This window comes from Achromobacter colocynthidis (assembly GCF_057334535.1).
Genome location: NZ_JBHFIZ010000032.1, coordinates 32,641 through 58,888, shown reverse-complemented (window position 1 = coordinate 58,888; position 26,248 = coordinate 32,641). Strand labels below are relative to the sequence as shown.

Below are 26,248 nucleotides of genomic sequence, written 5' to 3'. Positions count from 1 at the left end.
GGCGAAGCCCCCCCCCCCCCGGGCCAGTATGTGGTCGACGCCGTCACCGCGTATTGCGCCTTCGAAGGTGTGCTGGCCGCGCTGCTGCACCGCGAGCGTACCGGCGAAGGCCAGAAGGTCGAGGTCAACATGCTGGATGCAATCACCACGATCCAGATGCAGGAGCTCTCGGTCTACACCGTGGGGCACAAGCCGCAGGTGCGCAGTGCCGAGCCGCATGCCCACGTGTACATCCGCGCGCCCTATGGCACCTTCGCGACCAGCGACGGCTATCTGGCGCTGGCCATGCCCGACATGAACGTGCTGGCGCGCGTGACCGAAGAGCCGCGCCTGGGGCAGTACACCGACGAGCGCGACGGCTGGGAAAAGCGCGACGAGATCTATGCGCTGGTGCGCGACACCCTAGCCAAGGCTTCCACGGCCGACTGGTTCGCCAAGCTTGATGCCGCCGGCATCTGGTGCAGCCCCGTCTATGGATACGCCGATCTGGTCGACGACCCGCAGATCGCGCACAACGGCACCTTCGTCGAGTACGAGCATCCGACTGAAGGCAAGATCAAGACACCGGGCTTTCCGATCCGCTTTTCCAAGACGCCAAGCCAGGTGGTGCGCGGGGCACCGCTGACCGGCCAACACACCGACGAAGTCCTGCGCGATTTCGGCTTCAGCGCCGACGAGATCGCCGCGCATGCCGCCTCGGGCGCGGTGCTGCGTGGAGCCTCTGAATGAGCGAGCGCGCCCTGCCCTACCGCGGCCTGACCTGGGACCACCCGCGCGGCTTCAATGCGCTGCACGCTGCCACCGGCCACACGCCGCTTGTGCACTGGGACAAGCAGTCGCTTGAAGGCTTTGAATCGGCGCCCATCGCCGAACTCTGCGCCCGCTATGACCTGGTGGTGCTGGATCATCCCCATCTGGGCGAGGCCCTGGCGCACGATTGCCTGCAACCGCTAGACACCGTGTTCGCGCCCGACGAGCTGGCGCGGATTGCGCGGGACAGCATCGGGCTGTCGTACGACAGCTATCGCATGGACGATCGCCAATGGGCGCTGCCGCTGGACGCCGCCACGCAGGTCATGGCCACGCGCGCCGATCGGCTCGACGGCCCCGTGCCGCGCACCTGGCGCGAGGTGCTGACGCTGTCGCAACGCAGCGGCGCGGTCGCGCTCAGTTGGGGCGGTCCGCACCCGTTCTTGTCGCTGCTGTCGATCGCGGCCGCCATTGCGCCCGATACCGACCTGCGCCCGCACGGCGCCTGGCACGACGAGGCGACGCTTGCCGAGGCATGCGATGTGCTTTGCGAATTGGCGCGGCTCACGCCCGCGCACGCCCTGGCTTACAACCCGATCGCGCTGCTCGGCCACATGAGCTCGCGCGATGACATCGCGCTCTGCCCGCTGGTCTATGGGTATGTGAACTACGCCACCTCGGCAGTGGCGAAACCGCTTACGTTCCGCGACGCGCCCGAGGCCGACGCGGGCAGGCCCGGCTCGATCCTCGGCGGCACCGGCATTGCGATATCACGGCGCTGCATCGTGGGGCCGGACTTGCGCGCACATCTACTGTGGTTGCTCGCAGCCGATACCCAAAGCCGCTTCATCCCGCAGCACGAAGGGCAGCCCAGCCATCGCGGCAGTTGGGCCGATGCGAACGTGAATGCGGCCAGCGGCAACTTCTATGCCAACACGGCCCGCACGCTCGAAGCCGCCTCGATCCGGCCACGGCACGATGGCTACATCGCCTTCCAGACCGAGGCCTCGCAGTTCCTGCGTGACGGCGTCGCCGCCCGCGCATCCTCCCACTCATTGGCGCGCGGCCTGACTCAGCGCTTCCAGGCCAGCCTGGCCGCCGCCCCCAAGCACACCGCAACCTAAGGATGTCGACGTGAGCGCACTCGTCAATCTCAGTATCGATGGCCATGTCGCCATCATCGAACTCAATCGTCCCGAGAAGCTGAACGCGATGACGCCCGAGATGGCCGACCTGCTGATCGCGGCGGTGGAGCAATGCAACACCGACTCGCAGGTGCGCGCGGTGATCCTGACCGGCGCGGGCCCCAAGGCCTTCTGCGCCGGCTCGGACATTACCGAGCTTGACCGCTACGCCACGCCCTGGGATTTTCGCAATCGGCTCGATTACTGCGACTGCGTGCGCATGTTGAAGAAGCCCACGGTGGCGGCGATCAACGGCTATACCTTCGGCGGCGGCCTCGAGATGGCGTTGGCCTGCGATATCCGCATCGCCTCCGACAACGCGCGCCTGGGCGCACCCGAGATCAAGCTGGGCTGGATCGGCGGCGGCGGCATGACGGCGCAGCTTGTCCATGCGGTCGGCCCGAGCAACGCCGCACTGATGGTGCTGACCGGCGACCCCATCCGCGCCGAGCAGGCGCTGGCCTGGGGCCTGGTAAGCGAGGTGGTGCCGCAGGAGCAGTTGCGCGAACGCGCGCAAGCGCTTGCCGCCACCATCGCCTCGCGCGCGCCTATCGCGGCCGAGACGGCACGCGTCAACCTGCGCGCCGCGCTGTCGATGCCGCTTGAGAAGGCCGTGGAATACGAGCGCGACCTACAGGCGATCTGCTTTGCCACCGCCGACGCCAAGGAAGGCCGGAAGGCATTTGAAGAAAAGCGCGCGCCGAAGTTCGAGCGGCGCTGACGGCCGGGGGGGGGCCGCCCCCCACTGCTTTCGACAGGACACGTTGAAGCCATTGCGCGACAAGTTGGGAGGCAGACCCTTGACTGCCTCCCGACCCTACTTCACCAGCGCGTTCTTGACCAACACGCCGTCCTTGATGATCAACAGAAATTTACGCTCGGCATCACCGACCAGCGATAAGTCCTGTAGCGGATTGCCGTCGACCAAAATCAGGTCTGCCAGTGCACCTTCTCGAACCTCGCCCAGGTCGCCGCGATACGGATTGCGTGCGCCAGACAATTTAAGCAGTTGCGCATTGCCGCTAGTAGCCATCTTGAGCACCTGTGCGGGCGTGTACCAGCGCGCAAGGCTCGCCAGTATTTGCCCCTGTTGCTCAGCCAACTGGCTTGAAAACAGAATGTCGGTACCAAACGCGGTCTTCAACTGATGCTTGATCGCCAGCTTGTAGGTGCGGTCCGTGCCCGCGAATACCTCCAGTGCCTTTTCCCGCTCGTCGGAACCAGGAGGAAACACATCAGCGAGCGCATCGGGAAACGGCTGCGTGCTTAGCCAAGCGCCCGAGCGAGCGAGCATGGCAGCGGTTTCGTCGTCCATCAAACTGCCATGCTCGATGCTGAGAACGCCCGCTTTGAGCGCGCGCTGTATCGCCGCCGGCGTGTACGCGTGTACCGATACATAAGTGCCCCAGTCCGTTGCGGCGGCAACTGCCGCGCTTAACTCGGCCTCCGTGAACGTCACCACATCAAGCGGGCTGTGTGGTGACGACACCCCTCCCCCTCCGGTCAGCTTGATTTGCGTGGCGCCGCGCATCAGCTGTTCGCGGGTGCGCAGGCGCACTTCGTCCGGACTGTCGGCAATAGCGCTGTCGCCCACGATGTCATGACGCGACGCCGGCGCCCCCAAGGTACGCGGCAGATCGTTCGTACTGCGAAAGTCGCCATGGCCGCTGGTTACGCTGATCATCGCGCCTGAGGGGTAGATACGCGGCCCCGGAATGACGCCTTGATCAATCGCTGCTTTCAGACCGAACACTGCGCCGCCTAGGTCACGCACGGTCGTGAATCCACGCATTAGCGTCTTTTCAGCTTCAACACCCGCCACCACGTTCAAGTACCCGGTGTCTTGCGTCAGTGCCACCGCTACCGGCACACCGACGAACATGCTGTGCCAGTGTGCATCGATCAAGCCAGGCATCAATGTCCGTCCGCCGGCGTCGATGACCTGAGCACCGTCCACGTTGATTTTTTGGCGCGATATCTGCGCAATGACGGAGCCGCGCAGCAGCACATTGCTGGGTTCGGACAGATCCGGCGATATGCCATCAAAGATGCGCACGTTTTCGATCAGAACCGGGGGGGCGTTCTGACGGGGCGAGGCCAGTGCCGCGGGGGGCGCCGCTACATTCTCGTGGGACAGCGCGACAGGATTGGACGCGAAAAACAGCGTCGCGGCGCACAGCAAAACTGCGGGTTTAACGTCCATAAGAGCTCCTTCGAGGAAGCGAACTTGACGGAAACAACGCGGAAATGAGAGCGGTGGCGGTCAAAGAGTGGCAGAAAATCCCAATGCTCGAATTCGAACGCAGCGACTTACCGGTCAGCATAGATGAGCTTCTAAATGCGCACAATTTTTTAATGTGCTTGGCATGTGGGCCGGTTCAGCATCGCCGCGCCACAGGCGACGACCTCGCCCTATCCCCCCCGAATCACCTTCCCACTCCGCGCCCCGGTGCCTTCACCTCCCCGCCAAGCCACGTTCCCATTGACCAGCACGTAATCAATGCCTTCAGCCTGGCGGGTTGGCGATGCCCACGTGGCTTTATCCGCAATGGTGGCGGCGTCGACGACGACGAGGTCGGCGGCATGGCCTGTCGCGATATGGCCGCGCCGCGGCAGGCGGAAATACGAGGCGGGCTTGCCGGTCATTTTGTGCACCGCCTGTTCCAACGTGAACAGTCCGATGTCGCGGCAGTAGTGGCCCAGCACGCGCGGGAAGGTGCCCCACAGGCGGGGGTGCGGCGCGGGGTCATGCGGCATGCCGTCAGAGCCGATCATCGTGCCGGGATACGCCAGTATGCGTTCCACATCGGCTTCATCCATGATGAAGTAGATGGCGCCGGCCGGTTGCAAGGCGTCCACGGCGTCTTCGGGGCTCATCCCCATGTCTTGGGCGATGTCGTCCAGATCGCGTCCGGCGTACTGCGGATACGGCACGGATTTGGTCACGATGACGCGGCTGGACACCGCCAGCCGGTCCTTGCGCAAAATGGTCGAGCCGGCCACATAGGGGTAGCAATCCAACGCCACTTCCTGGCGCTGGGCTACCTGGCTGATGTGCGCCAGCGTCTCGACCGACCGGCCATGATTGCGGGGGCCAATCAGCTTGTGGTGCGAGATAAGCACTGGCGCATCGCCGGCCGCACCCACGGCAAAGGCTTCGTCCAACGCCGCGAAGATGCGGTCGCCTTCGTCGCGGATGTGGCTGGCGTACACGCCGCCGTACTCGCGCAGCACGCTGGCCACCGCTACCAGTTCGTCCAGCGTGGCGGGCATGGCCGCCGCGTAAGCCGTGCCGGTCGACAGCCCAATCGCTCCGCTTTGCATGGCCTCGCGCAGCAGGTTCTGCATATGCGCGACTTCGCTGGCGGTGGCGGGTCGACTCAAGTCGTCCATGGCGGCGGCGCGCAGCGACGTATGCCCCACCAGGCAGGCCGCGTTGACGGCGGGAGGGTCGCGGTCCAGGTTATCCAGGTACGCGCCGAAGGTTTCATACGGAAAGTCGCTGACGACATTACCCAGCAGGTTGACGGGCGCCGGCACGTCGCTACGCCAGCCCGAACGCCACGGCGCCAGGCTGATACCGCAGTTTCCGGTCACGACGGTGGTCACGCCCTGGCTCAGCTTGGCGGGCATGCCGGGGGCTATGGACAGGTAACGGTCGTCGTGCGTGTGGGTGTCGATGAAGCCGGGCGCGACGATGCGCCCGGCGGCGTCCAGTTCCACGTCGGCACGAGCGCCGTGCAAATCGCCGACCGCGGCGATGTGGCCGTCGCGCACGCCCACATCGGCGCGAACGCGGTCCGCGCCCGTGCCATCAATCACAGTACCGGCACGGATCAGCACGTCGTAGCGTTCGTGGTTCATGGGCGTTAGTCGATTTTTACGTTGGCTTGCTTGATGACCTGTGCCCACACCGGGCGTTCGGCGTGCGCGCGGTCAAACAACTGCTGGCGCGGGCCGATGTTCGGTACATAGGCCAGGCTCTTGAGCTTTTGCTGCACGTCGGGCGATTGCAGCGCCTTGTTCATGGCGGCGTTCAGATAATCCAGCACCTTTGGGTCCGTGCCCGCGGGCGCCACATAACCGGTCCAGGCCACGGCGCGATAGCCCTTCAAGCCTTGTTCATCCAGCGTGGCCAGTTGGGGCATGGAAGGATCGCGTTGCAGATCGGTCACGGCCAGCGGCACGACCTTGCGCTGGTCCACGAACGAGGCGATGGACGAGATGTTGTCGAACACCAGGTCGGCCTCGCCGCGCAGCACTGCCAGGTCCGCCTCGACGCCGCCCTTGTACGGCACGTGCATGAATTCCACGCCCGCCATGGAGCTGAACATCGCGGCGCTCAGATGGCCTGTGGTGCCGTTGCCGCCCGAGGCCACGACCAGCTTGCCCGGTTCTTTTTTGGCCAGCGCGATCAGGTCGGCAACGCTCTTGACGTTCAAGCCCGGGCGCACGGCCAGGATGTTCTGCACGGAGCCGGTCAATGCGACGGGCGCCAATTGCTTGTCGGCGTCGTATTGCAGCTTGGCGTACAGGCCCTGGTTGATTGCCAGCGTGGCCACGTTGGCGAACCCGATCGTGTAGCCGTCGGGCGTGGCGTTGGCCACCGCTTGCGTGCCAATGATGCCGGAGGCGCCGGTGCGGTTCTGCACCACGAAGTTGCCGCCGGTCTGCTTGGACATTTCAGCGGCCAGCAGGCGCGACACGATGTCGGGCGGGGTGCCGGTATTGAACGGCACCACGATGGTGACGGGATGCTCGGGATAGGCGGCCTGGGCGGCGCAGGCGGCCGTCAGGGACAGTGCGGCGCTTGCGGCGGCAAGCCAGCGCCTGGCGCTGCGAGGGTACGTGGACATGGTTTTCTTCCTTGGACTGTTATGTGTGTTTCCACGCCAGCTCTGCGTCCGGCGCGGGTACTGCGGGGTACTGCGGGTAATGCGGGGTACTGCATGGCAAGGCCTGGCGGCCTCGCCGACCTGAACGCAGGCGCGAACGCCTAGTCCAGCGCAATCTGACGCAACAAGGGCAAATCGATATTTCCGCCCGACAGGACGATGACGGCGTCGCGGCCGTCTGCCGAGATATGGCCCGCCAGCAACGCGGCCAATGCCACCGCGCCCCCGGGTTCCACGACCAGCCGCAGCTCATCAAGCGCGTAGCGTATGGCGGCGGCAACCTCGGCGTCGCTGACGGAGACCGCCGCGCTCAGGCTGCGGCTGTTGATGGCGTAGGGCAGTTCGGCGGGAGTCGCCGCCTGCAAGGCATCGCAAATGGTTTTGGCGCCAGGCGGATTGCTTTCCCGCTTGCCGGAGGCAAGCGATCGCACCGTGTCGTCGTATTCCCGAGGTTCCACCGCCACCATGCGGGCCTGGGGCGCCAGTTCGCGCAACACCAGCGAACACCCTGCCGCCATGCCGCCCCCGCCGCACGGCGTGGCGAACAGGCCCAGGTTGCCACGCGCGGCGGCGGGCAGATCCTGCAAGGCTTCCAGGGCCAGCGTGCCTTGCGCCGCCAGCACGTCGGGATGATCGCCCGGCGGCAACAAGGTCGCGCCGGTTTCGGCCAGCAAGCGCATGCCGATATCCTCGCGGCTTTCGCGCAGGCGGTCGTAGCGCACCACCTTCGCGCCGTAGCGCAGTGCCTTCTCGACCTTGTTCTCCGGCGCATCCACCGGCATCACGATGGTGGCGGGCACGCCCAGGCAACGGCTGGCCCAGGCCACCGCCTGCCCGTGGTTGCCGGTCGAGTAGGCCACGACGCCGCGCTGGCGTTGCGCGACGTCCATGTTGAGCAGCGCATTGAACGCGCCGCGCGCCTTGAACGAGCCGGTGACTTGCAGGTTTTCCAGCTTCAGCCAGATGGGCGCCTGCGCCCGCTCATCCAGCGCGGGCGAGCGCAGCAGCATGGTGCGGCGCACGTAGGGCGCCAGGCGATCGGCGGCGGCGGTCACGTCGGCGTAGCCGGGCACGCGCATCGTGCCAAGCATTTCATGTTCGATGGTCGGAGGCAGAAGCGTCGCGGTCATGAGGCAGGGTCAATTCAGGTGATAAGTCGATCTGGGGCGCGTCAGACGGGGGCGCTTCAGACGGAGGCGCGTCAGACGGGGCGCCTCAGACGGAGGGCGTCCACACCGCCGGGGCCACGCTGCCGGTCTGTTCGACCAGGCGGCCATAGGCTTCGGGACGGCGGTGATTGGCGAAGTTGAAGATCGTGTTGCGGCCCAGCTCGCATAGGTCCAGGTTGCAGTCGGCAACGATCAGTTCGTCGTCCCAGGTGGCGGCCATGGCGATGATTTCGCCTTGCGGATTGACGATGATGGAATGGCCCAGCAGTTCGTGGCCATCTTCGGTGCCGGCCTTGGCGACGGCGGCGGCGAAGGTGGCGTTCTGGTAGCAGCCCGCCTGAATCGACAGATGCGAATGCAGCACGCGCAGGTGATGCGCTTCGAAACCGCGGTTGTCTTGATTTCGGCTGGGCGTGTTGTAGCCCAGCATGACCAGCTCCACCTGTTGCAAACCCAGCACGCGCCACGCTTCCGGCCAGCGCCGGTCATTGCAGATCAGCATGCCAAGATTGGCATCCAGGCCCGGCGCGACGGGTGCGCGCACGACGGGAAAGCCCAGGTTGCCCACTTCGAAATAGCGCTTTTCCAAATGCTGCACCTGGCGGTGTTCGGCAAATTCCGCGTGACCCGGAAGATGGACCTTGCGGTACTTCAGCACAATCTCGCCATTGGGCGCGATGACGACCGACGTATTGAAGCGGCGCTTGCGCACAATGCCCTGCTCGTCCGGTTCCCACGCCAGCTCGGCATACCCCAGGTACACCATCACGCCATAGCGCTTGATGGCGTCAAACAGCGGCTGCGTGGCGGGCGACGGCAGGCTGGGTTCGAACCAGGCGTCGGCCTCGTTCAGGTCTTCGCAGTACCAGCGCGGAAAAAACGTCGTCAGCGCCAGCTCGGGAAACACCACGACTTGGGCGCCACGCTGGTGGGCGCGCTCCAGCAATCGAAGCATGCGGCCAATGGCCACCTCGCGCCCCTCCGAACGTTGAATGGGACCCAACTGGGCGGCGGCGACAGTGACGGTGCGAGACATGAGGCGATCCTAAGTGATGGGAAGGAGGTTGCTGCAAGCATGCCGCGTGGAGTGCGCTCCGGGAAGCCGTCCCATCATGCGGATAATCGCGCCAGGAGCATGTCCAAACCCGCTCGCAAGCCTTGAAAACAAACGCTTTCCTCGCGCAGCGAGCGGAACGACAAGGCCTCGGGACTGTGCATTTTGTTATAGGTGGCGCGCAAAAGGGCATGGCACGCCTGTTGCCGCCGCGCCATGACTGCCGCCCGGACCGCCTTGGCCATAAAATGACGCACACCCAATCCCTACGCGGACGTCCCCCTATCCATGGCCGGTCCCCTCCCCTCGGCGCCCGGAGCGCTGACACTTCGCCAGATCGAGGTATTTCACGCGGTGATGTTGACCGGCTCGCTCAGCGAGGCGGGGCGCATGCTGTCCGTGACGCAACCGGCCGTGAGCCGGCTGCTGGCCTCGGCCGAAAACCGCTTGCGCTACCGGTTGTTCGAACGCGTCAAGGGGCGGTTGCACCCCACCCCCGAGGCGCGGCGCCTGTTCGTCGAGGCCGAAGAAATCTTCGGCCGCGTCAATCGTTTCAACGCCCTGGCCGGCGCGCTAAGCGCGGGCTCGGCAGGCACGGTCAGCCTGGTGTCCAGCCCCAGCTTCAGTGAATGGCTGGTCCCCCACGCCATTCGCAAGTTTCGCGAGCGCCACCCCGACACCCCGATCCGCTATCGGCCATTGGCCTTTGACACGCTCTTGCCGCATCTGCTGCTGGGGCAGGCGGACTTCGGCATCGCGTCGATGCCGCCACCCGCAAACGCCAATATCGTCAGCGAGGAAATTGGCCTGGGCTGGCTGGGTTGCGCGGTGCCGCGCGGGCATCCGCTGGCCGTGCGCAACCGCCTGCGAGCTGAAGACCTGCAAGGGCATTTGCTGATCGGGTATGGCGCCGATACGCCGTTCGGACGACTCGCCAGCCGCTTCCTGAATTCCGGCCCCGCGCCCGTGCAACCGCAGATCGAAATCCGCTCCACGCCCGAGGCGCTGGCGCTGGTGCGCCAGGGCGTCGGCGTGGCGCTGATCGAATCGTTCGGCTATCACCCGAGCTTTGGCAGGGACTTTGTGTTGCTGCCCACCGACCCGCCGCTAAGCCACGCCATCCATTTGCTGCACGCTGCCAGCAGCCCGTTGTCCAGCACCGCCAAGCGCTTTGCCAGCGTACTGAAGGCGCTGATCAAGCAAGCTCAAAAGAACCCGCCCTACTGATACCCGGGCGGTTCACACCCCGCATCAGATGCTGGCCAACAGGCCGCCGTCGACCCGGATCACAGACCCGGTGATATAGGACGCGCGCACGCTCGCCAGAAAGGCGACGACATCCGCATACTCTTGCGGCTCGCCATAGCGGCCCAGCGGAATCGATGCCGCGCTTTCGGCGGACACCTCGTCCACCGGACGATTCTCTCTTTTTGCCTTTTGCGTATCGATGAATTGCGTACGCGCCGTCGCAATGCGACCGGGCAAGACAATGTTGGAGGTCACGCCGGCCGGGGCCACTTCCCTTGCCAAGGTCTTCGACCAGCCGAGCAAGCTGGCCCGAAGCGCATTCGACAGGCCAAGGTTCGGGATGGGCGCCACCACACCCGAGGACGTGCTGGTAATGACGCGGCCGAATCCTCGCTCTTTCATTCCGGGAAGCACTGCGTCCGTAATCGCAATGACGGACAAAACCATGCTTTGAAAGTGCTTCAGCCACAGGTCCAACGCTTGGCCAGCCACCGGGGTCGGGGGTGGCCCGCCCGTGTTGTTGACCAGGATGTCGACAGGACCCAAGGCCTTCTCGACCGCTGCGATCTTTTCCCCGATGACGTTGAGGTCGCCAAGGTCCCAAGACAACGAGATCGCTTTTCCGCCATTGGCATTGATGGTGCCGGCGTTTCGTTCGGCCGCTTCTCCGTTGATGTCCGCCAGGGCCACCCGCACGCCCTCTGCCGCAAGGCTTGAGGCGATTGCCCCGCCCAGACCTCCGCCGGCACCGAATACCAGCGCAGTCTTATTTGAAATTCCAAGATCCATGATTTCACCACCTATCGAAGGTTGCTAAATGAGCTTGCCCGGGTTCATGATCTGGTTCGGATCAATCGACTGCTTGATCAGCAACATCAACCCGAACTCGGTCTCTGATTTGTAATGGCGCAGCTCGTCTCTGCGAAGTTGGCCTACGCCGTGCTCCGCGCTGATACTGCCCCCTGCGGCGCTGACCAGGTCATGCACCGCGCGATTCATGCGTTGAATCAACTGATGGAACTCCGCGTCCGGCATGTCCAGAGGCACCAGCACGTTGAAATGCAGGTTGCCATCCCCCATATGACCAAAGTTGATCACGCGGGCGTCTGCCTTCACCTGATGGACTGCAACCAAGGCATCGTCAACGAACGTTGGCAAGCGCGAAATTGGCAGGGCAATGTCGTGCTTGATTGCCTTACCCGCGCGCACCTGGGCTTGCGAAATGCCTTCACGGACTTTCCAGAATGCTTGCCGCTGCGATAGATTCGCCCCGATGGCCGCGTCGTGCACCAGACCGTCTTCCATTGCCGTGTTGAGCGTGGACTCCAACAGCGAGCCAAGCTCCCCCTCTCGGGTATCGGCAAGTTCGACCAGCGCGTGATATCGATGGCTGCCTTCCAGGGGACGCCGAACGTCGGTGACGTGTTCCAGCACCAATTGAAGCGATTCCTCGGTGAGCATCTCAAAGGCAACAAGCCGATCGCCGCAATCATTGCGCACCCGCGATAGCACTTCCAACAGGCCCTGCATGGCATCGCAGCCCAGCCAGGCGGAGACACGCGCTATCGGTTTCGGAAAGATCTTCAGCACGGCCGCGGTTACGACGCCGAGCGTGCCTTCCGACCCGATAAAGAGATCGCGCAATGCGTAGCCCGTGTTGTCCTTTCGCAGCGCTCGCAGGCCATTCCAGATTTTTCCATTCGGAAGGACCACCTCGACACCCAGCACCAAGTCGCGGGTATTGCCGTATCTGAGCACCGCAATACCGCCCGCGTTGGTCGCCAGGTTGCCGCCGATGGTACAGCTGCCTTCGGATCCGAGACTCAATGGAAAGTACCGATTCGCCTCGTCGGCCGCACCTTGGACGTGCGCCAGCAGCACGCCGGCCTCCACGGTCATGGTGTTGTTGAGCGGATCGACATCGCGGATCTGCTTCAGCCTTGTCGTGCACAGAACCAATTGCGCGCCGCTGTCATCAGGCGTCGCGCCACCGCTCATGCCGGTATTGCCCCCCTGAGTCACCACCGGGGTGCGCGTCTCGTGGCACAGTCGCATGACGGCGGCCACCTCGGCGGTGTTGGCGGGCCGAACAACGGCGCTGCTAAGCCCCTTCCATTTTCCTAGCCAGTCGATGTCGTGGCTTTGCTTTAGCTGCTCGTCCTGGACCAGCCCGGCATCGCCGACGATGGCATGCAGTTTTTGCAGGAACGCTGTGCTCAACGAGGGGGCTTGCGTCGACATGCTTACCATCCCAGCCGCAATCGACCCAACGCCATGGAGACCGTCGCCTGACTAGGTTCTACCACCGGCAGTCCAACGGCGTCCTGAAGTGCGTCGCGATATCGGGCCATGCCCGCGCAACCCATCACCAGCACGCCGGCCAGGTGGCGGTCGCGCAGCTCTTTGCCCGCGGCGATCATCGCGGACAGCGTGGCGTCGGCGTCAGACAATTCGGCCACGCTGCGGCCGATCGCGACCTCGCCGGCAACGCGCGTTGCAATGCCCATCGCCGCCCAGGCCCGCATGTGACGAGGTATCGATCCTTTCAGAATCGCAATGACGCCAAAGGTATTTCCCAACGTCATCGCGGTCAGCGCGGCGCCTTCGCTGATACCCATTGCGAGCACGCCAGGTATCTCCCTGAGAGAATGCAAACCCGGATCGCTGAAGCACGCGGTCACGAATCCCGCGGCACCGTCGCGGTGCTTTTCCGCAAAATCCCGCACCAGCACCGCCGCTCGATCCACATCTTGCTGGCTCTGGATCCCGGGAGGACCATCGGCCAAGGTCACGCATTCGATTTTCGGCGCGTCGTGCTGGCGAAATACGGCCATGGCCGCGTCGATGCCTGCCGTCACCGCCGTGTTGGAGTTAGGGTTGATGACGTAGAGTGTCTTTGCCATGGCCGACTGATCCTTGGGTGTCTTGATTTAGTTTCGAAGGGCTGCGTCTTGCCGCTGAATCAAGCGGGTGAGTTCCTCGTGGTCAACCTTGTCGAGCACCGGACCGGGCTTACGCACAAACGCGGAACGAATGGCGCCTCGGCGACGCAGTGTTTCTTTACGAAGGGCCAGCCCAATGCCGTATTGAAATTCGTGCCGCAGGAGCGGCAGGTAGATATTGAACAAGTCCTCTGCCGCTTCGACCTGCCCTTCGGCAAACCGCTTGCACACCTGCACCAGCATCTCGGGATACGCAAAGCCGGTCATGGCGCCATCGGCGCCGCGTAGCATTTCCTGCGGCAAGAAAAGCCCGCCGTTGCCGACCAGGATGCTGATGCGCCGACGCCCCGCGTCTTCGCTCTGCTGGCGCACTTGGCTAAGCTTTCGCATACCCGGAAAATCTTCGTGCTTGAGCATGACGACCTGGGGAAACTCGTCAATCAGGCGATTGATGACAGCCACCGACGTATGCACGCCGGTGGCTTGGGGAAAGTCTTGCAGGCAAATAGGAATGTCTTTACCTAGCAGCGGCGCGACGCCAGCGTAGTAACCATAGACCTGGTCATCGGTTTTAAGATTGGCGGCGGGCGCAATCATCACCCCGGCCGCGCCAAGGTCCATCGCCTGCTTCGACAGGCGCTCCACATTGCGATTTGACGGGTTGCTCACGCCGACAACCACGGGCGCCTTGCCCGCGACACGCTTGAGGATCCGCTCCATGACCAGCGAGGTCTCTTCCTCGGTAAGCTTGGGCGCCTCGCCCATCATGCCCAGGATGGTAAAGCCGGTGACGCCCTTTTCCAGGTAGAAATCGGTCAGGCTGTCAACGCTATACAGATCCACTTCGCCATCGTCGGCAAACGGCGTCGCCGCGATGATGTAAACGCCTTTTGCTTCCTCGTTGAGAAGCAGAGTTTGATTGGTGGCCATGCTGGAAAACTCCAAAGGAAGATAAAGGTTGCCCAGGTTCCGGGCGAAGCGTCGCCATGCGAGCGCGCGCCCGCGCCAAGCGTGTTGGTGCGTTCAACTACCGAATGCGCCTATGTTCAAGGCGGCCCAGCCAGCGCGTCAGCGGCAACAGAAGAACCAGATACATGATGGCGGCGAGCACGACAGGAGACGGGTTGTAGACCAGCGCCTGGGCGTCGCGAGCGGCGCGCAGCAGCTCCGGCAGCGCGACCACGCTGGCAATGGTCGTAAGCTTCACGACCTCGATGCTGTTGCCGACAAGGTCGGGCAGAACGTTCCTGACGGCTTGCGGAATGACGACGTAAAGCAACGCCTGCCAGCGCACCAACCCCGTCGACCGGGCCGCCTCCATCTGGCCCTTTGCCACGCCCTCCAGGCCGGCTCGAAACACTTCCGCGTAGTAACTCGCGTTGTTCAGGACAAAGGCAATGACGACCGCGGTGAGCTTGTCGAGTTCGATGCCAAGAAACGGCCACCCGAAGTACACAAGAATCAGCAGGACGAGCGGCGGGAACGCGCGAAAGAAATCGATGTACGCGATAACGGCCCAGCGCACGGCCCTGCTTTGCGCCTGGGTGACCGTCACAGCCAGGCCCAGCCCCGCCAGCGCACCCAGCGGTATCACGATCGCCGACAGCCACGCAGTGGTCCACAGCCCTTTTAGAAGGTGCGGAAAGACGTCCGCATAAACCTGAAAATTGAAGAAATTGTGGATGAGGTTTTCCATCGTTCGTCCTTTAACCTCGCACCCAGTTTTTCTCAAGCCAACGGGAGAACACCACCAGTGGCAAGAAAATGATCACGTATGACATGGCCGCCATCATTAACGGTGTGGGATTGCCCGACATGCTGCTGGCGCCCTGGGCCGCGTTCAGCAGCTCGTTCAGAGACACCACCGATCCCAAAGCCGTGTTCTTGGTAATGGAGATGATCCGATTCGTGAGCGTCGGCACAGCCCTGCGCACCGCTTGGGGCAGGATCACCCATCGCATCGCAGACCACCACGTCAGCCCCGTCGATCGCGCAGCTTCCATCTGGCCCGCCGGCAACGACGATATGCCTGCCCAGATGCTCTCCTCGGCGTAGGCGGCCAGCGCCAATGACAGCGAGATCCAGGTCACCAGGAACGCCGACAGCGGCAAGCCGATTTCCGGAAGCCCGAAGTAAAGGACGATCAAAATCACCAGCGGCGGCAGCGATCGCAAAATGTCGGCGAAAGCCACGATCGCGATCGTTATGGGGCGCACGTCCAGGGCTCGGAGTATGGCCAGGAGCAGGCCCAAAAGCGTGCCGGTCACGACGACCGCCGCGCCTGTCCATAGCGTGATCAGCGCCCCGGCGCCCAGAGCGGGGGCATACTGCGCGGCAATTTCCAGGTTGAAGAAGGTGTAGAAGAACCCGCTGTTACTGTCCATCAGTGGGCCAACCTGCTGGAGTAGCGCGACACGAAGCTCTTGGTCCGCGTCTGTTGGGGGTTCTCGAAGATCTGCTTCGCCGTTCCATGCTCGATGACGACGCCGCCATCCATGAACACGACATGGTCCGCCAAGGCATGCGCGAACGCCATCTCGTGCGTCACGACAAGCATGGTCATGCCGCTTTCGCGCAGTTCTCGCATGACAGCCAGCACATCATCGACCAACTCGGGATCCAGGGCGCTGGTCGGCTCATCGAACAGGATGATTTGCGGCTGCAAGGCAATAGCCCTTGCGATACCGACCCGCTGCTGCTGCCCGCCAGACAGTTGCGATGGCATCGACTCTGCCTTATGCCCCAGCCCCACGCGCTCCAACGAGGCCATGGCCAGTTGCCGGGCTTCGCCAGCCTTGCGCTTCTGGACCTTGCACAGTGCCAGCGAGACATTCTCTACCGCCGTCAGATGCGGATAGAGATTGAACTGCTGGAACACCATTCCAACATCCTGCCGCATCCGGTTGATGTCTGTTTTTGGGTCCATCACATCGTGGCCGTTCGCAAGAATCGTCCCCGATGTGGGCATCTCCAGCAGGTTGCAGCAGCGAAGCATGGTGCTCTTTCCGGACCCCGATGGCCCGATCACGCACACGAGCTCGCCCCGCTTCACACTCAGATTCACGCCGCACAGCACCTCGGTCTGTCCGTACTGTTTGCGCAGATCGGATATGGTCAGAATTGAATTGGCTTCCATCATCAGCCTCAAGCTCGTCAAGGGGTTCAGGCGCACTTGGGCGTCACGGGCGTGGCGTCATATCCGTCCATATCGGGCACGCCAGTACCCGGCGCGATACGCACTGCCGAGGTATCCGCCGCTGGCGTGAAGCCGAACCAGGTCTTCGCCAGCTTGGCGATGGTTCCATCCTGCTTCATGCACTTCAACACGTTGGACACCTGCTGCCGTCCGTCGGTGTCGTCCTTGCGGAACGCAAGCGCCCAGACCAGGCCCGTTTTGATCGTGTAGCTGGTTGCCAGACGCGGATTCTGCTTTGCCGCCCAAGCCACCACCGTCGTGCCAGCCAGGTTGTAGTCGGCGCGCGATGCCTGAACGGCCTGTACGGCGTCTGCGTTTCCGCCATACACGTCGTAGCGAAAACCGTACTTGCCGGCGTTGTCTTTCGCCCAGGATTCGTAGCTCGAACCTTTATTGACGGCAAGCACCTTGCCCTTCAACTGCTCAAGGTTCTCAAGCGCCGGCGCATCCTTACGCCCAAGAAACGTGTAATCCGTATCCAGATAGCCCTCGGTAAAAAGCATCGCTCGAGCGCGCTCGGGCGTGACCGTCACCGGGGCGATCAAGAAGTCATAGCGCCGGCTGTTCAAGCCGGGAACCAAGCCAGAGAATTCCGCCGGCTCGATAGTGATTTCGCGGCCCAGCCGCTTTGCGATCTCGCGACCCAGGTCAACGTTGAACCCTTGAACCCCTCCGTCCAACTTCATCATTGCGTGTGGCGCGAACGTGGAATCGACGGCGGTTCGCAACGGGGCGCCTTGCGCCAGCGCCTGTCCGAAACATCCGGCCAGGACTGCGCTCGACACGACGAAACTGCGAAAAAACGGCTTAAGAACTTTCATGAATTTCCCCTTGCTTTGTATGCGGGCGCCGATGTTGGCGTCGTTGTTTACTTGCTGAGCGCTGCTGACTTCAATCCAATGAATTCACCGAACACTTTTCGAGCTTCCGACGGCGCGGCTCTTTTCACTACGGGGTCGGGACGCAAGCGCGCGATGAACTGGCCGCTGCCCCGTTCAACGTGCAAGGTGTTGTCTTTGACCACGCATCGGCCACGGCTGTACACCTCGACCGGCCAGCCTTGAAGCTCACGCCCCTCGTACGGGGTGTATCCCACGGCGTCATGCAGCATTTCGGCGGATACCGTCGTCCGACGGTCGATATCCCAGATCACGACATCGGCGTCCGCGCCCACTTGAATCGCGCCCTTTCGAGGCGCCAGGCCATACATGCGCGCATGATTCGTTGCCGTAATCGCCACGAATTCCTCGACGCTGATGCGCCCCTTCATCACCCCCTCAGAGAACAACAGCGGCAGACGCAGCTCGATGCCCGGCACGCCGTTGGCCATTTCCTTGAAGGTGGTCGCGTCCCCTTTGGGTAGCTTGCCCGATTCGTCAAACCGATAAGGCGCATGGTCAGAGGAATAAACACCCAGCGTGCCGTCTTTAAAGCCGGCCCAGACGGCTTCCTGCGAGGCCTTGTCCCCAGGCGGCGGGCTGCAGCAGAACTTCGCGCCTTCCAGGCCCGCCAGATCTGAGTCTTTGGCTTCAAGGAACAAGTACTGAGGGCAACTTTCGGCATAGACCTGAGCGCCCAGTTGCTGTGCCTTGCGAATGATGTCCACCGTTTCCGTTCCGGCGACGTGCACGATGAGGACGGGAACATTGATCAGTCGTGACAGCGCAATCGCCCGATGGGTTGCCTCGGACTCGACCAGGGGGTCATGCGAGACGGCGTGGAACTTCGGAGATTGATGGCCGCGTTCGAGCAATCTGCGCGCGACCCACCGGATCATGTCGTGATTCTCGGCGTGCAACATGACCATCGCGCCGTGTTCGCCCGCGACGGCCAGCACATCAAGCAACTGGTAGTCATCCAGCTTGAGCTTGTCGTACGTCATGTACACCTTGAGCGATGTAATGCCGCTTTCAATCACGGCGGGCAAATCATGCTGCAAGGCTTGTTCGTCGGGATTCGCCAAGATGAGATGGAACCCGTAGTCGATGACGGCCTTCTCGCGTGCCCGACGTGAATAGTCGGCAAGCACATCAGGAATGCGGTCGTTGCGGTGCTGTGCCGCAAACGAAATGATGGTGGTGGTTCCGCCAAAGGCGGCCGATACGGTGCCGGAATAGAAGTCGTCGGCACACATCACGCCCATGCCCGAGAGCTGCTCAATGTGGGTGTGGCTGTCAATCCCGCCGGGTAGAACCCACTTGCCAGTGGCGTCCACATCCTTCGCGCCCGGCGGCAAGTTCTGGCCAATCTCGACGATCACGCCGTCTCGCACGCCGATATCCGCCACAAAAGACCGATCGGCATTTGAGATTCGGCCGTTGCGAATGGTCAGATCAAAAGGGTAGGACGCTTTCTCTGCTGCTTGCATGGGCGATGGCTCAAGGGGTCAGGGATGGGGAAATTATTGACCCGGCGTTTCTTGATGCCTATTGATTCTTTTGGCCTCACCCTTAACATTGGGTTAAGGATTTCACCCGGTTCTGCAACGAAAACCTAGGGACAACCCCTGGTATTCAAGGGAAAATTGCCGAATCAACCGTCTACCCCACCATGCCAGTCGGCATAAGTGTTATCCCTAATGCACTGGTATTGCCGCAGCGAGCGCCCTCTGGACCATCCTCAATGAAGCTGAACATTCGTCAAATTGAAGTCTTCCGCGCGGTGATGATCACCGGCACGATCCGCGGTGCTTCGGAGCTTCTGTTCGTTTCTCAACCGGCCGTCAGCCGGCTGCTGTCACATACCGAGGAACGCATCGGCTTTCCGCTTTTTCAACGCATACGCGGTCGCCTGCACGCCACCCTTGAGGCGAAGAAGCTGTTTCATGAAGTCGAGATCGTGTACGACGGCGTGCTGCGCATCAACGAGATGGCACGGGAGCTTTTCGAACACCAGGAAGGCATCCTCAACCTGGTTGCCAGCCCTAGCGTGGGTCAGATGCTGATTCCCACGGCGATGGCCAGCTATCGGCATACGCACCCGAACGTGAAACTGACGTTTCATTATCTGAATCACATCCCGCTGACAGAGCGACTGCTCAAGCGTCAGGCGGACATGGCGATCACGATCCTGCCCATCAATCACCCCAATCTGGAACAGGAGGAGCTTGCCGCGGCGAGCTTGGTGTGTATCTGCCCCTACAACCATCCGCTGTCCCGTAGGGCCGTACTGCAGATCAAGGATCTGCTGGCCTATCCTTTTATTTCGTACGAAAAGAATTCGCCGTTTGGGGTGATGGTTCAATCCATGTTTGAAGAGAGTGGCGAGACGCTGCGTCCGGTCATCGAGGTGGGGTCGCCTCAAAACGCATGCGCGCTGGTGCAGGCCGGCGCGGGCATTGCGCTGGTGGATCAGTTCTCTGCTCGCAGTTGGTCCGCAAGCCGATTCGTGACCCGCCCCATTGAGACAGGCCCGCCGCTGAAGGCTTATTTGGTTCGGCTGCGAGACGAGCCGATGTCGCAGATATCGCAGTCGTTCGTGGATACGTTGAAGGAAGTGATTCTTAAAGACGGGCAATCCGGTGTCGGCGTGCCGGGGTGACTTTCCTTGAAAAAAGGCGACTGTAATACGCAGACCGCGAGCCACGAGGTTCAGTCACGCTCGCTTGAGCGGCGAGCCTCAATCAATTGAAGCACTGCTACCGCCGCAGCTTCGATCGGCCCGCCTGCATCGATATGCGTCCAATGTTCGACAGCGCGCTGCCGGGCAAGTTGGGCATGAACGACCGCTTCATTTGCATCTGACGCATCGTTTTTGCGGGCCTTCACTCGCGCCAGCAGCAGGTGTGGCAGCACATCCAACCAATAGCCATCGAATGAAGCCTTCGCCCGCGCGGCGCACCCTTCGATTCGCTTTCTATCGGACTCGCGATCAAATACCGCGTCGGCAATCACCACGCACCCTGAGCTTGCAATTCGTGCGGCACGCATCGCCTGGTCCGCATAGACCCGCTCCGAAATATCCGCCCGATAGGCGCTTGCCTCGAGATGAACCTCCGCCGGCACGCCTAGCATGCCCTTGCGAATACGGTCGCTGGAAAGAACGCGCGCCCCCGGGGGTGGGCCGATACGCGGGGCTAGCGCGGCCGCCAACGTTGACTTTCCTGAGCCACTGAGTCCGCCGATGGCGACCAGCCGTGCAGGGCATGGCGATAAACAGGCAAGTCCCAGGTCCAGATAACGCAGGGCTGCCGCCTGCTTGATCTCTTTCTCGCCACTGGAGCTTTCGGCGGCCTCGGTGCCCGCGACGTGCGCACGTATCGTCGCCCTTAACGCCATGAAAAGTGGCAGCAACGGCAACCCTCGTTCCTCATCGCACACGTCCAGGTACCGGTTCAACACCAGATTGGCATGCGCATTCATCCCGCGCGACCACAGGTCCATCAGCAGAAATGCCAGGTCATAAAGAATATCGATAGTGGCCAATGCATCATCGAACTCAATGCAATCGAATAACGTAGGCTCGCCGTCGATCACGCAGATGTTCCGCAGATGCAGGTCTCCGTGGCAATGACGCACCTTGCCCGCCTTCGCCCGTTCCATCAAAAGCGGCGATCTTTTTTTCAACTCCTCGTACAACATCGCACAGAGCCGTTGCGTCTTTTCCCTGGGTAGGAAAGAAAGGTCGGGAAAAATCCGCTCACTGTCCGATATCACCCGTGTTAATGCCGCCGCAACATCTGAGCGTCGGACGATTCGGGCCTTTTGGTGGAAGCCGGCGATCACGCCCGCAAGACGTTCCGCTAGCGATGTGGACAGTTCTCCACGCTCAACCATCGACTCCAGTAACGCATCGTCGGCAAAACGCTGCATTTCCACCACCGCGTCGACCATCTCACCGGCACCGTCAAATACGAGACGGCCATCGCGATCTCGCGTAATGCGTCGCACCGATAAATACAAGTTTGGGGCGGTACGTCGATTCAGCTCAAGCTCGTTGCGGCATGCCTGCAAGCGTCGCTCTGGCGTGGAAAAATCGACATACGGAAGGCGCACCGCTCTCTTGAGCTTGTAGGCACGATCGCCTGCCAACACCACAACCGAAATGTGGGTCTGCACGGAGGCAATCTGCTCGCGCGGCAGGCCATGGAGTTGCGGACTGGACAGATATTCCAGGGTGGCGGATTGGCTGTCGGTGCTCAATGTAGCGATCCTCCGGACGGAACTGTTCGCGGTCACACCGGGCAGGCGCCACCAGCTTGTCGAATGCCAAGGCTTCCAGCTTATCTCCCCGCCCCGCCTGCACCAATACCGCCTGCAACCCTGAAGCGCGGTAGTTGACTTTGGTCAATTGGCGGGCACCCTGAAGGACTAAGCTGCCAGAACTTCCCAATGCCACACGGTGCTGCTTGTGGACGTACACGCCATCGGCGCCGCTTCCGTGGAGACCGGTATGACTGTCAAGATGAAAGCCGCCGTATTCGCGGGCCAGGACCGTGTCGAAATACGTGAAAAGCCCATTCCTGACGTGGGGCCCAACGACGCCTTGATGAGGATTACGACCACCACGATCTGCGGGACCGATATTCACATCGTCAAGGGTGAATACCCGGTGAAAAACGGCCTGACGATCGGCCACGAACCCGTCGGGACCATAGAAAAGCTCGGAACCGCGGTACGCGGCTACACCGAAGGCCAGCGCGTGATTGCCGGCGCGATCTGCCCAAGCTTCAATTCCTATGCGGCTCAAGATGGCGCGCCCTCGCAGGACGGCACCTACCTGGTCGGCATGGGCATGTGCGGATGCCATGGGTACCGCGCCACGGCGGGATGGCGATTTGGCAACATGATAGATGGCGCCCAGGCGGAGTACCTGTTGGTCCCGGATGCCGAAGCCAATCTTGCGCCGGTGCCGGATGCGCTGAGCGACGAGCAGGTGCTCATGTGTCCGGACATCATGTCCACCGGCTTTAAAGGCGCCGAGAACGCCAACATCCGAATCGGCGATACGGTGGCGGTGTTTGCGCAGGGGCCGATCGGGCTTTGCGCCACGGCCGGCGCCAGGTTGTTGGGCGCCACCACCATCATTGGGGTGGATGGAAACGCGCAGCGGCTGGCGATGGCGCAGGCCTGGGGCGCCGATGTCGTCCTGAATTTTCACGAGTGCGATGTCGTTGAGGAGATCTTGCGGCTGACAGGCGGCAAGGGCGTCGACTCCGCGATTGAAGCCCTGGGGCAGCAGAGCACATTCGAGTCTGCGTTGCGTGTCCTGAAACCCGGGGGCACCTTGTCCAGCCTCGGCGTGTATTCAAGCGACCTGACAATACCGGTTTCGGCTTTCGCCGCGGGCTTGGGCGATCACAAGATAAACACGGCGCTTTGCCCTGGCGGCAAGGAGCGCATGCGACGCCTGATGAATGTTCTGCAGTCCGGACGACTGGACCTGACGAAGATGGTCACACACCGCTTCGGCCTTGACGACATCGCGCAGGCCTACGACCTGTTCGCGAACCAGCGAGACAACGTGTTGAAAGTGGCTATTCGGCCGTTCTGATGCAACGTGGCCGAACGCTTTCCTCCGGCGCTGCGGTTCTTTCCAGATGGCGGCGCAGGAATCGCGCCATCTTCACGATGGCCTGGCTTTTCGTTGCCGCCCTGGCGCACGGCCAGGGGGCACTGCAACCGGCCGACGTAGCCTCCGCGTATAACCGGGAAGTGTCCCCTAGGCTTGCGTTGCCGGATGCCGAACGTGTCCGTTACGGAGAACTGGCCAACCATGCGCTGGTGTCCGCCGGCCTCTCCTTGTTGGCGCCTCAATACGTCGTCATCGCCGACCGAAACATCTACGTGCAGGCGGTATTCGTATATTGGTTGCACCCTGTTGCGCCGCCCCTGTATATCGGCGCATCCCCCGCCTCTACCGGGCAAGTCGGCACGTTCGACCATTTTGAGACGCCGACCGGCGTGTTTCCCCATACCTTGGGTAACCCTGACTACCGCGCCGAGGGCATTAAAAACGCGAACGGAATCCTCGGCTATGGCGTCAAGGGCATGCGCGTTTACGACTTTGGATGGCAGGAGGCCCGCCAGGGCTGGGGCGCGGAGCGCATCGCTACGATGCGCTTGCAGATGCACGCGACCGACCCCTATTTGCTCGAGGCAAAGCTTGGCACTCCGCAGTCCAAGGGCTGCATTCGTATCCCGGCGACGCTAAACGAATTTATCGACCGTCTTGGCTTGCTGGATGCAGAGTACGAACTCGCCGCGGATTTAGTCATCCAGCCCTGGGTATTGCGCGCACAACGAACACCGACATACGGCGCGGGGCGCTATCTGATTGTCGTCGACACGGAGCGTCGCACCCGCCCGGACTGGTCGCCTCGACCCTTGATCAATCTGAAAAATTCGTCAGGTCGAAGTAACTAAATTGTCATCGCCGCGCCTTAGCATGTGCGCTCATTCGCCGCCGACGTGCACATAGGCCTGAGGCACATGCAGAAAATACTAGCGACTTTGGCCGCCGGAGCGGTCATTGCCTCGTCTGTACCCGCGGCTGCCCAGATCCCGACCGTTAGTGATCCTGTGTTGGCCTACGACCTCGACTGGCCGCGTCAGCCGCTACATGATGCTTTGCAACGATATAGTCAGTTGACCGGAGACTCCGTGCTGTATGACAGTGGCCAGACGGCGGGAAAAATTGCGCCGGCGTTGACCGGCCGCTATACCGCCAGCGAGGCGCTGACGAGGATGCTGGCGGGTACAGAGCTGCGGCCTCATTACACCGCTCCGAAAGCCCTGCTGCTGAGCCCCCGGACGCGCACCCCGCCCGCCCCAGTGCCACCCATTTCGCAAGCCGCCCGACAGCAATTCTATGGTCTGCTCCAGACCCGGGTGCTCGCGGCGCTCTGCGCCCGCCCGGACTTGGGCACGGGAGACTACCGCGTCGCATTACGTGTGAATCTGGATCACCTGCACGCCATGTCGGATGTCGTGGTCCACGCCACGGGCCGACCCGAGATGGAGGCAGCCTTGCGCGAGACGCTCGCCGGCCTGCCCATCGGCGCCCCGCCGCCCGGATTCGGGCTGCCCGCAACCCTGTTGATCACACCCGAGGCTGCACGCCGCTATGGCGGCTGCGTGCCATGAGCGGTGCCGGTTTGGCCGCGCTTCGGCGCCTGATCGCCGAGCGCTACGACGCCATCAAGCATCAGGTATCCCGCCGACTGGGCGGTGCGTCCGACCTGGCGGGCGACGCGCTGCACGATGCCTATATGCGCTTGTCCGTGCGCGACGACCTGGATGCCATTCGCCACCCGCAGTCCTATCTGGTCAACACGGCCGTGCACGTGGCCATCGACCGCATCCGGCACGATGTGCGGCTGCTCAGCGAAAGCGAGGTGAGTGAATTTTTCGACGTCGCGGACGCCAGCCCCGGGCCGGACGCGGTGATGCAATCACGCTCGGATTTGGCGCAGATGTTCAAGGCGCTGGACGCGCTGACGCCGCGTCAGCGCGATATCTTGCTTGCCGCGCGCGTGGATGGCCTGTCGCGGCCCGATCTGGCCAAGCGCTGGGGCATATCGGTGCGCTTGGTCGGGCGTGAACTACAGACCGCGCACGAGCATTGCGTACGGGCGATGGCGCGGACGGAGGAATAATTGCAAGAAAGTGTTCATTTCCCTCCGAAGGAGTTCCGTTCCGGCTTCGTGAAAACGTCTAGATATCAGAACGGCGCAAACAGCGCCGCGCAAGCGACTCAACCCATGGATTCCAACCTTGACCCAGGCCTTGTTCCCGACCCCGCCATTGAGCGCGAGGCCCATGCCTGGGCGCGCATTCTGGCGACCAATGCGCCCACCACGCAGGACGGCGACGCTTTCAAGGCATGGCGCGCCCAAAGCGCGGCGCACGAGCGCGCCTGGGTAAACGCCGCGCGCGCCTGGAGGGAGCTGGGCCACATCGCGCAGGCCTACAAGGCGTGTAACCCAGCGCCCGCCCCGACCCGCTCGACTCCGGCCAAGCCAAGCAGAAGGTGGTTCCTGGCGGGAGGCGCCGGCGCCTTCGCCAGCATGGCGGCAGTCGCACTGGTGCGGCCACCTTTTGGCCTGTGGCCGTCATGGGCGCAAGCCAATGCTGACTATCGCACCGTCACGGGGGAACAACGCAGTATCGCGTTCGCGGGCCAGCGCCTTGAGCTGGATCTGAACACACAGACCAGCATCAACGTGTCGACTCAGGGCGCCGAGCCGCGCATTGAGCTTGTGTCAGGCGAAGCCGCGATCCGCGCCGCAAGAAGTCAACCCTGCGCGGTACTCGCCGGGGCGGCGCGCATGCGCCTGGCCACCGGAGACATCGAGGTGCGCCGCTTGCATGACGACCGTATTCACCTGCGCTGCAACAGTGGCCAGGTCGAATTGACGCATCCGAAAGCCACGATGCTGCTGGCAGCGGGGCAGCAGGTCAGCTACGACGCCGACTCGCTCGGCGCACCGACCGTCTTCACCCAGACAGTGTCGGATTGGCGCGGGGGCATTGTCAGTTTTCATGACTTGCCGCTGAACCTGGCGGTAGACGAAATCAACCGATATCGGCCTGGTCGTGTGGTGCTGATGAACGAAGCGCTGGCGCGGCATCGACTGAGCGCGCGCTACGAGGTGAAGAACCTGGACCAGGCCATTGCGCAGATCCAGCAGTTGTACGGCGTGTCGGTGCGTCGCGTGGGCGATGTGGTGTTCTTGAGCTGAGACGGTCTGCGCAGGCCTGACGCCTGTCACAAAAGATTCATGGGATTTCCATGCCGAATCCCGAGATGTCGTTCGACTAGATAAGTAAGCGGGCACGGTGGCCATGTCACTGCCGCCCTTCATCGACA

25 protein-coding genes are annotated in these 26,248 nt (G+C 62.6%); 10 read left to right on the top strand and 15 right to left on the bottom strand.

The annotated features are described in order from the left end of the window. The 3 genes from ACE04A_RS14450 to ACE04A_RS14440 form a co-directional block, all read left to right on the top strand. Positions 1–729 (top strand): CoA transferase (locus tag ACE04A_RS14450; RefSeq protein WP_485820240.1); only part of this gene is annotated, 729 nt, incomplete at its 5' end. Next, positions 726–1,874, top strand: a complete 1,149-nt coding sequence (locus ACE04A_RS14445; RefSeq protein ID WP_448717537.1) for a type 2 periplasmic-binding domain-containing protein — start codon at positions 726–728, stop codon at positions 1,872–1,874. The genes ACE04A_RS14450 and ACE04A_RS14445, both read left to right, overlap by 4 nt. A gap of 10 nt (positions 1,875–1,884) precedes the next feature. Then, the gene (locus ACE04A_RS14440) at positions 1,885–2,655 is read left to right on the top strand and encodes an enoyl-CoA hydratase/isomerase family protein (protein WP_111886215.1); all 771 of its coding nucleotides are present in this window, start codon (positions 1,885–1,887) and stop codon (positions 2,653–2,655) included. A 96-nt stretch (positions 2,656–2,751) separates the two neighbouring features. Here ACE04A_RS14440 and ACE04A_RS14435 read toward each other — a convergent pair whose 3' ends face one another. The 5 genes from ACE04A_RS14435 to ACE04A_RS14415 form a co-directional block, all read right to left on the bottom strand. Next, a complete protein-coding gene (locus ACE04A_RS14435) occupies positions 2,752–4,137 on the bottom strand; it encodes a metal-dependent hydrolase family protein (protein WP_448717539.1) in 1,386 nt (461 codons plus the stop codon). A 209-nt stretch (positions 4,138–4,346) separates the two neighbouring features. Continuing rightward, positions 4,347–5,798 carry an N-acyl-D-amino-acid deacylase family protein gene (locus ACE04A_RS14430; protein WP_485820239.1) on the bottom strand — a complete coding sequence of 484 codons (1,452 nt, stop codon included), beginning with the start codon at positions 5,796–5,798 and terminating at the stop codon, positions 4,347–4,349. A 5-nt stretch (positions 5,799–5,803) separates the two neighbouring features. After that, positions 5,804–6,790, bottom strand: coding sequence for a Bug family tripartite tricarboxylate transporter substrate binding protein (locus ACE04A_RS14425; RefSeq protein ID WP_485820238.1), 987 nt, complete (start codon positions 6,788–6,790; stop codon positions 5,804–5,806). A gap of 140 nt (positions 6,791–6,930) precedes the next feature. Beyond that, the gene (locus ACE04A_RS14420; protein WP_438857943.1) at positions 6,931–7,959 is read right to left on the bottom strand and encodes a threonine ammonia-lyase; all 1,029 of its coding nucleotides are present in this window, start codon (positions 7,957–7,959) and stop codon (positions 6,931–6,933) included. Positions 7,960–8,044: 85 nt separating this feature from the next. Then, positions 8,045–9,034 carry an N-carbamoyl-D-amino-acid hydrolase gene (locus tag ACE04A_RS14415; protein WP_448717543.1) on the bottom strand — a complete coding sequence of 330 codons (990 nt, stop codon included), beginning with the start codon at positions 9,032–9,034 and terminating at the stop codon, positions 8,045–8,047. A 306-nt stretch (positions 9,035–9,340) separates the two neighbouring features. Between ACE04A_RS14415 and ACE04A_RS14410 the strand changes: the two genes are divergently transcribed. Then, entirely contained in the window at positions 9,341–10,279 is a 939-nt protein-coding gene (locus ACE04A_RS14410; protein WP_448717544.1) for a LysR family transcriptional regulator, read from the top strand. A gap of 24 nt (positions 10,280–10,303) precedes the next feature. On the opposite strand, the gene ACE04A_RS14405 is transcribed toward ACE04A_RS14410, so the two are convergent. From ACE04A_RS14405 to hydA, 9 genes are all read right to left on the bottom strand, one after another. After that, complete coding sequence (locus ACE04A_RS14405) at positions 10,304–11,089, bottom strand: SDR family oxidoreductase (protein ID WP_485820237.1); 786 nt, start codon at positions 11,087–11,089, stop codon at positions 10,304–10,306. A 24-nt stretch (positions 11,090–11,113) separates the two neighbouring features. Then, positions 11,114–12,541, bottom strand: a complete 1,428-nt coding sequence (locus tag ACE04A_RS14400) for an FAD-binding oxidoreductase (protein WP_448717546.1) — start codon at positions 12,539–12,541, stop codon at positions 11,114–11,116. Positions 12,542–12,543: 2 nt separating this feature from the next. Beyond that, positions 12,544–13,203, bottom strand: coding sequence for an aspartate/glutamate racemase family protein (locus tag ACE04A_RS14395; protein ID WP_448717547.1), 660 nt, complete (start codon positions 13,201–13,203; stop codon positions 12,544–12,546). Positions 13,204–13,230: 27 nt separating this feature from the next. After that, positions 13,231–14,172, bottom strand: a complete 942-nt coding sequence (locus ACE04A_RS14390; protein ID WP_448717549.1) for a dihydrodipicolinate synthase family protein — start codon at positions 14,170–14,172, stop codon at positions 13,231–13,233. A 97-nt stretch (positions 14,173–14,269) separates the two neighbouring features. After that, positions 14,270–14,938, bottom strand: coding sequence for an amino acid ABC transporter permease (locus ACE04A_RS14385; protein WP_438857936.1), 669 nt, complete (start codon positions 14,936–14,938; stop codon positions 14,270–14,272). Positions 14,939–14,948: 10 nt separating this feature from the next. Further along, positions 14,949–15,626: an amino acid ABC transporter permease gene (locus ACE04A_RS14380; RefSeq protein WP_438857935.1), complete on the bottom strand. Its 678-nt coding sequence runs from the start codon at positions 15,624–15,626 to the stop codon at positions 14,949–14,951. Then, on the bottom strand, positions 15,626–16,381 hold the full coding sequence (locus ACE04A_RS14375; protein WP_448717551.1) for an amino acid ABC transporter ATP-binding protein: 756 nt from the start codon (positions 16,379–16,381) through the stop codon (positions 15,626–15,628). Before ACE04A_RS14375 ends, ACE04A_RS14380 begins: the two co-directional genes overlap by 1 nt. Before the next feature lie 23 nt (positions 16,382–16,404). Then, on the bottom strand, positions 16,405–17,259 hold the full coding sequence (locus tag ACE04A_RS14370) for a transporter substrate-binding domain-containing protein (protein ID WP_438857933.1): 855 nt from the start codon (positions 17,257–17,259) through the stop codon (positions 16,405–16,407). 47 nt (positions 17,260–17,306) lie between these two features. Beyond that, entirely contained in the window at positions 17,307–18,806 is a 1,500-nt protein-coding gene (gene hydA, locus ACE04A_RS14365) for a dihydropyrimidinase (RefSeq protein WP_485814426.1), read from the bottom strand. 254 nt (positions 18,807–19,060) lie between these two features. On the opposite strand from hydA, the gene ACE04A_RS14360 reads away from it, so the two are divergent. Further along, positions 19,061–19,978 carry a LysR family transcriptional regulator gene (locus tag ACE04A_RS14360; RefSeq protein ID WP_438857931.1) on the top strand — a complete coding sequence of 306 codons (918 nt, stop codon included), beginning with the start codon at positions 19,061–19,063 and terminating at the stop codon, positions 19,976–19,978. A 50-nt stretch (positions 19,979–20,028) separates the two neighbouring features. Here ACE04A_RS14360 and ACE04A_RS14355 read toward each other — a convergent pair whose 3' ends face one another. Beyond that, positions 20,029–21,579, bottom strand: coding sequence for a bifunctional aminoglycoside phosphotransferase/ATP-binding protein (locus ACE04A_RS14355; RefSeq protein WP_448717554.1), 1,551 nt, complete (start codon positions 21,577–21,579; stop codon positions 20,029–20,031). A gap of 250 nt (positions 21,580–21,829) precedes the next feature. Here ACE04A_RS14355 and ACE04A_RS14350 point away from each other — a divergent pair, with 250 nt between their 5' ends. The 5 genes from ACE04A_RS14350 (at position 21,830) to ACE04A_RS14330 (ending at position 26,120) form a co-directional block, all read left to right on the top strand. Then, positions 21,830–22,930, top strand: a complete 1,101-nt coding sequence (locus tag ACE04A_RS14350; protein ID WP_448717556.1) for an NAD(P)-dependent alcohol dehydrogenase — start codon at positions 21,830–21,832, stop codon at positions 22,928–22,930. Then, positions 22,930–23,802 (top strand): L,D-transpeptidase, encoded by an 873-nt coding sequence (locus ACE04A_RS14345; RefSeq protein WP_448717557.1) that lies wholly within the window; start codon positions 22,930–22,932, stop codon positions 23,800–23,802. The genes ACE04A_RS14350 and ACE04A_RS14345 overlap by 1 nt, the downstream gene beginning before the upstream one ends. A gap of 66 nt (positions 23,803–23,868) precedes the next feature. Further along, positions 23,869–24,522 (top strand): STN domain-containing protein, encoded by a 654-nt coding sequence (locus tag ACE04A_RS14340; RefSeq protein ID WP_438860429.1) that lies wholly within the window; start codon positions 23,869–23,871, stop codon positions 24,520–24,522. Further along, positions 24,519–25,034 (top strand): RNA polymerase sigma factor, encoded by a 516-nt coding sequence (locus ACE04A_RS14335; RefSeq protein WP_279995678.1) that lies wholly within the window; start codon positions 24,519–24,521, stop codon positions 25,032–25,034. Before ACE04A_RS14340 ends, ACE04A_RS14335 begins: the two co-directional genes overlap by 4 nt. A 105-nt stretch (positions 25,035–25,139) precedes the next feature. Further along, a complete protein-coding gene (locus ACE04A_RS14330) occupies positions 25,140–26,120 on the top strand; it encodes a FecR family protein (RefSeq protein ID WP_447990691.1) in 981 nt (326 codons plus the stop codon). Positions 26,121–26,248: the final 128 nt, after the last annotated feature.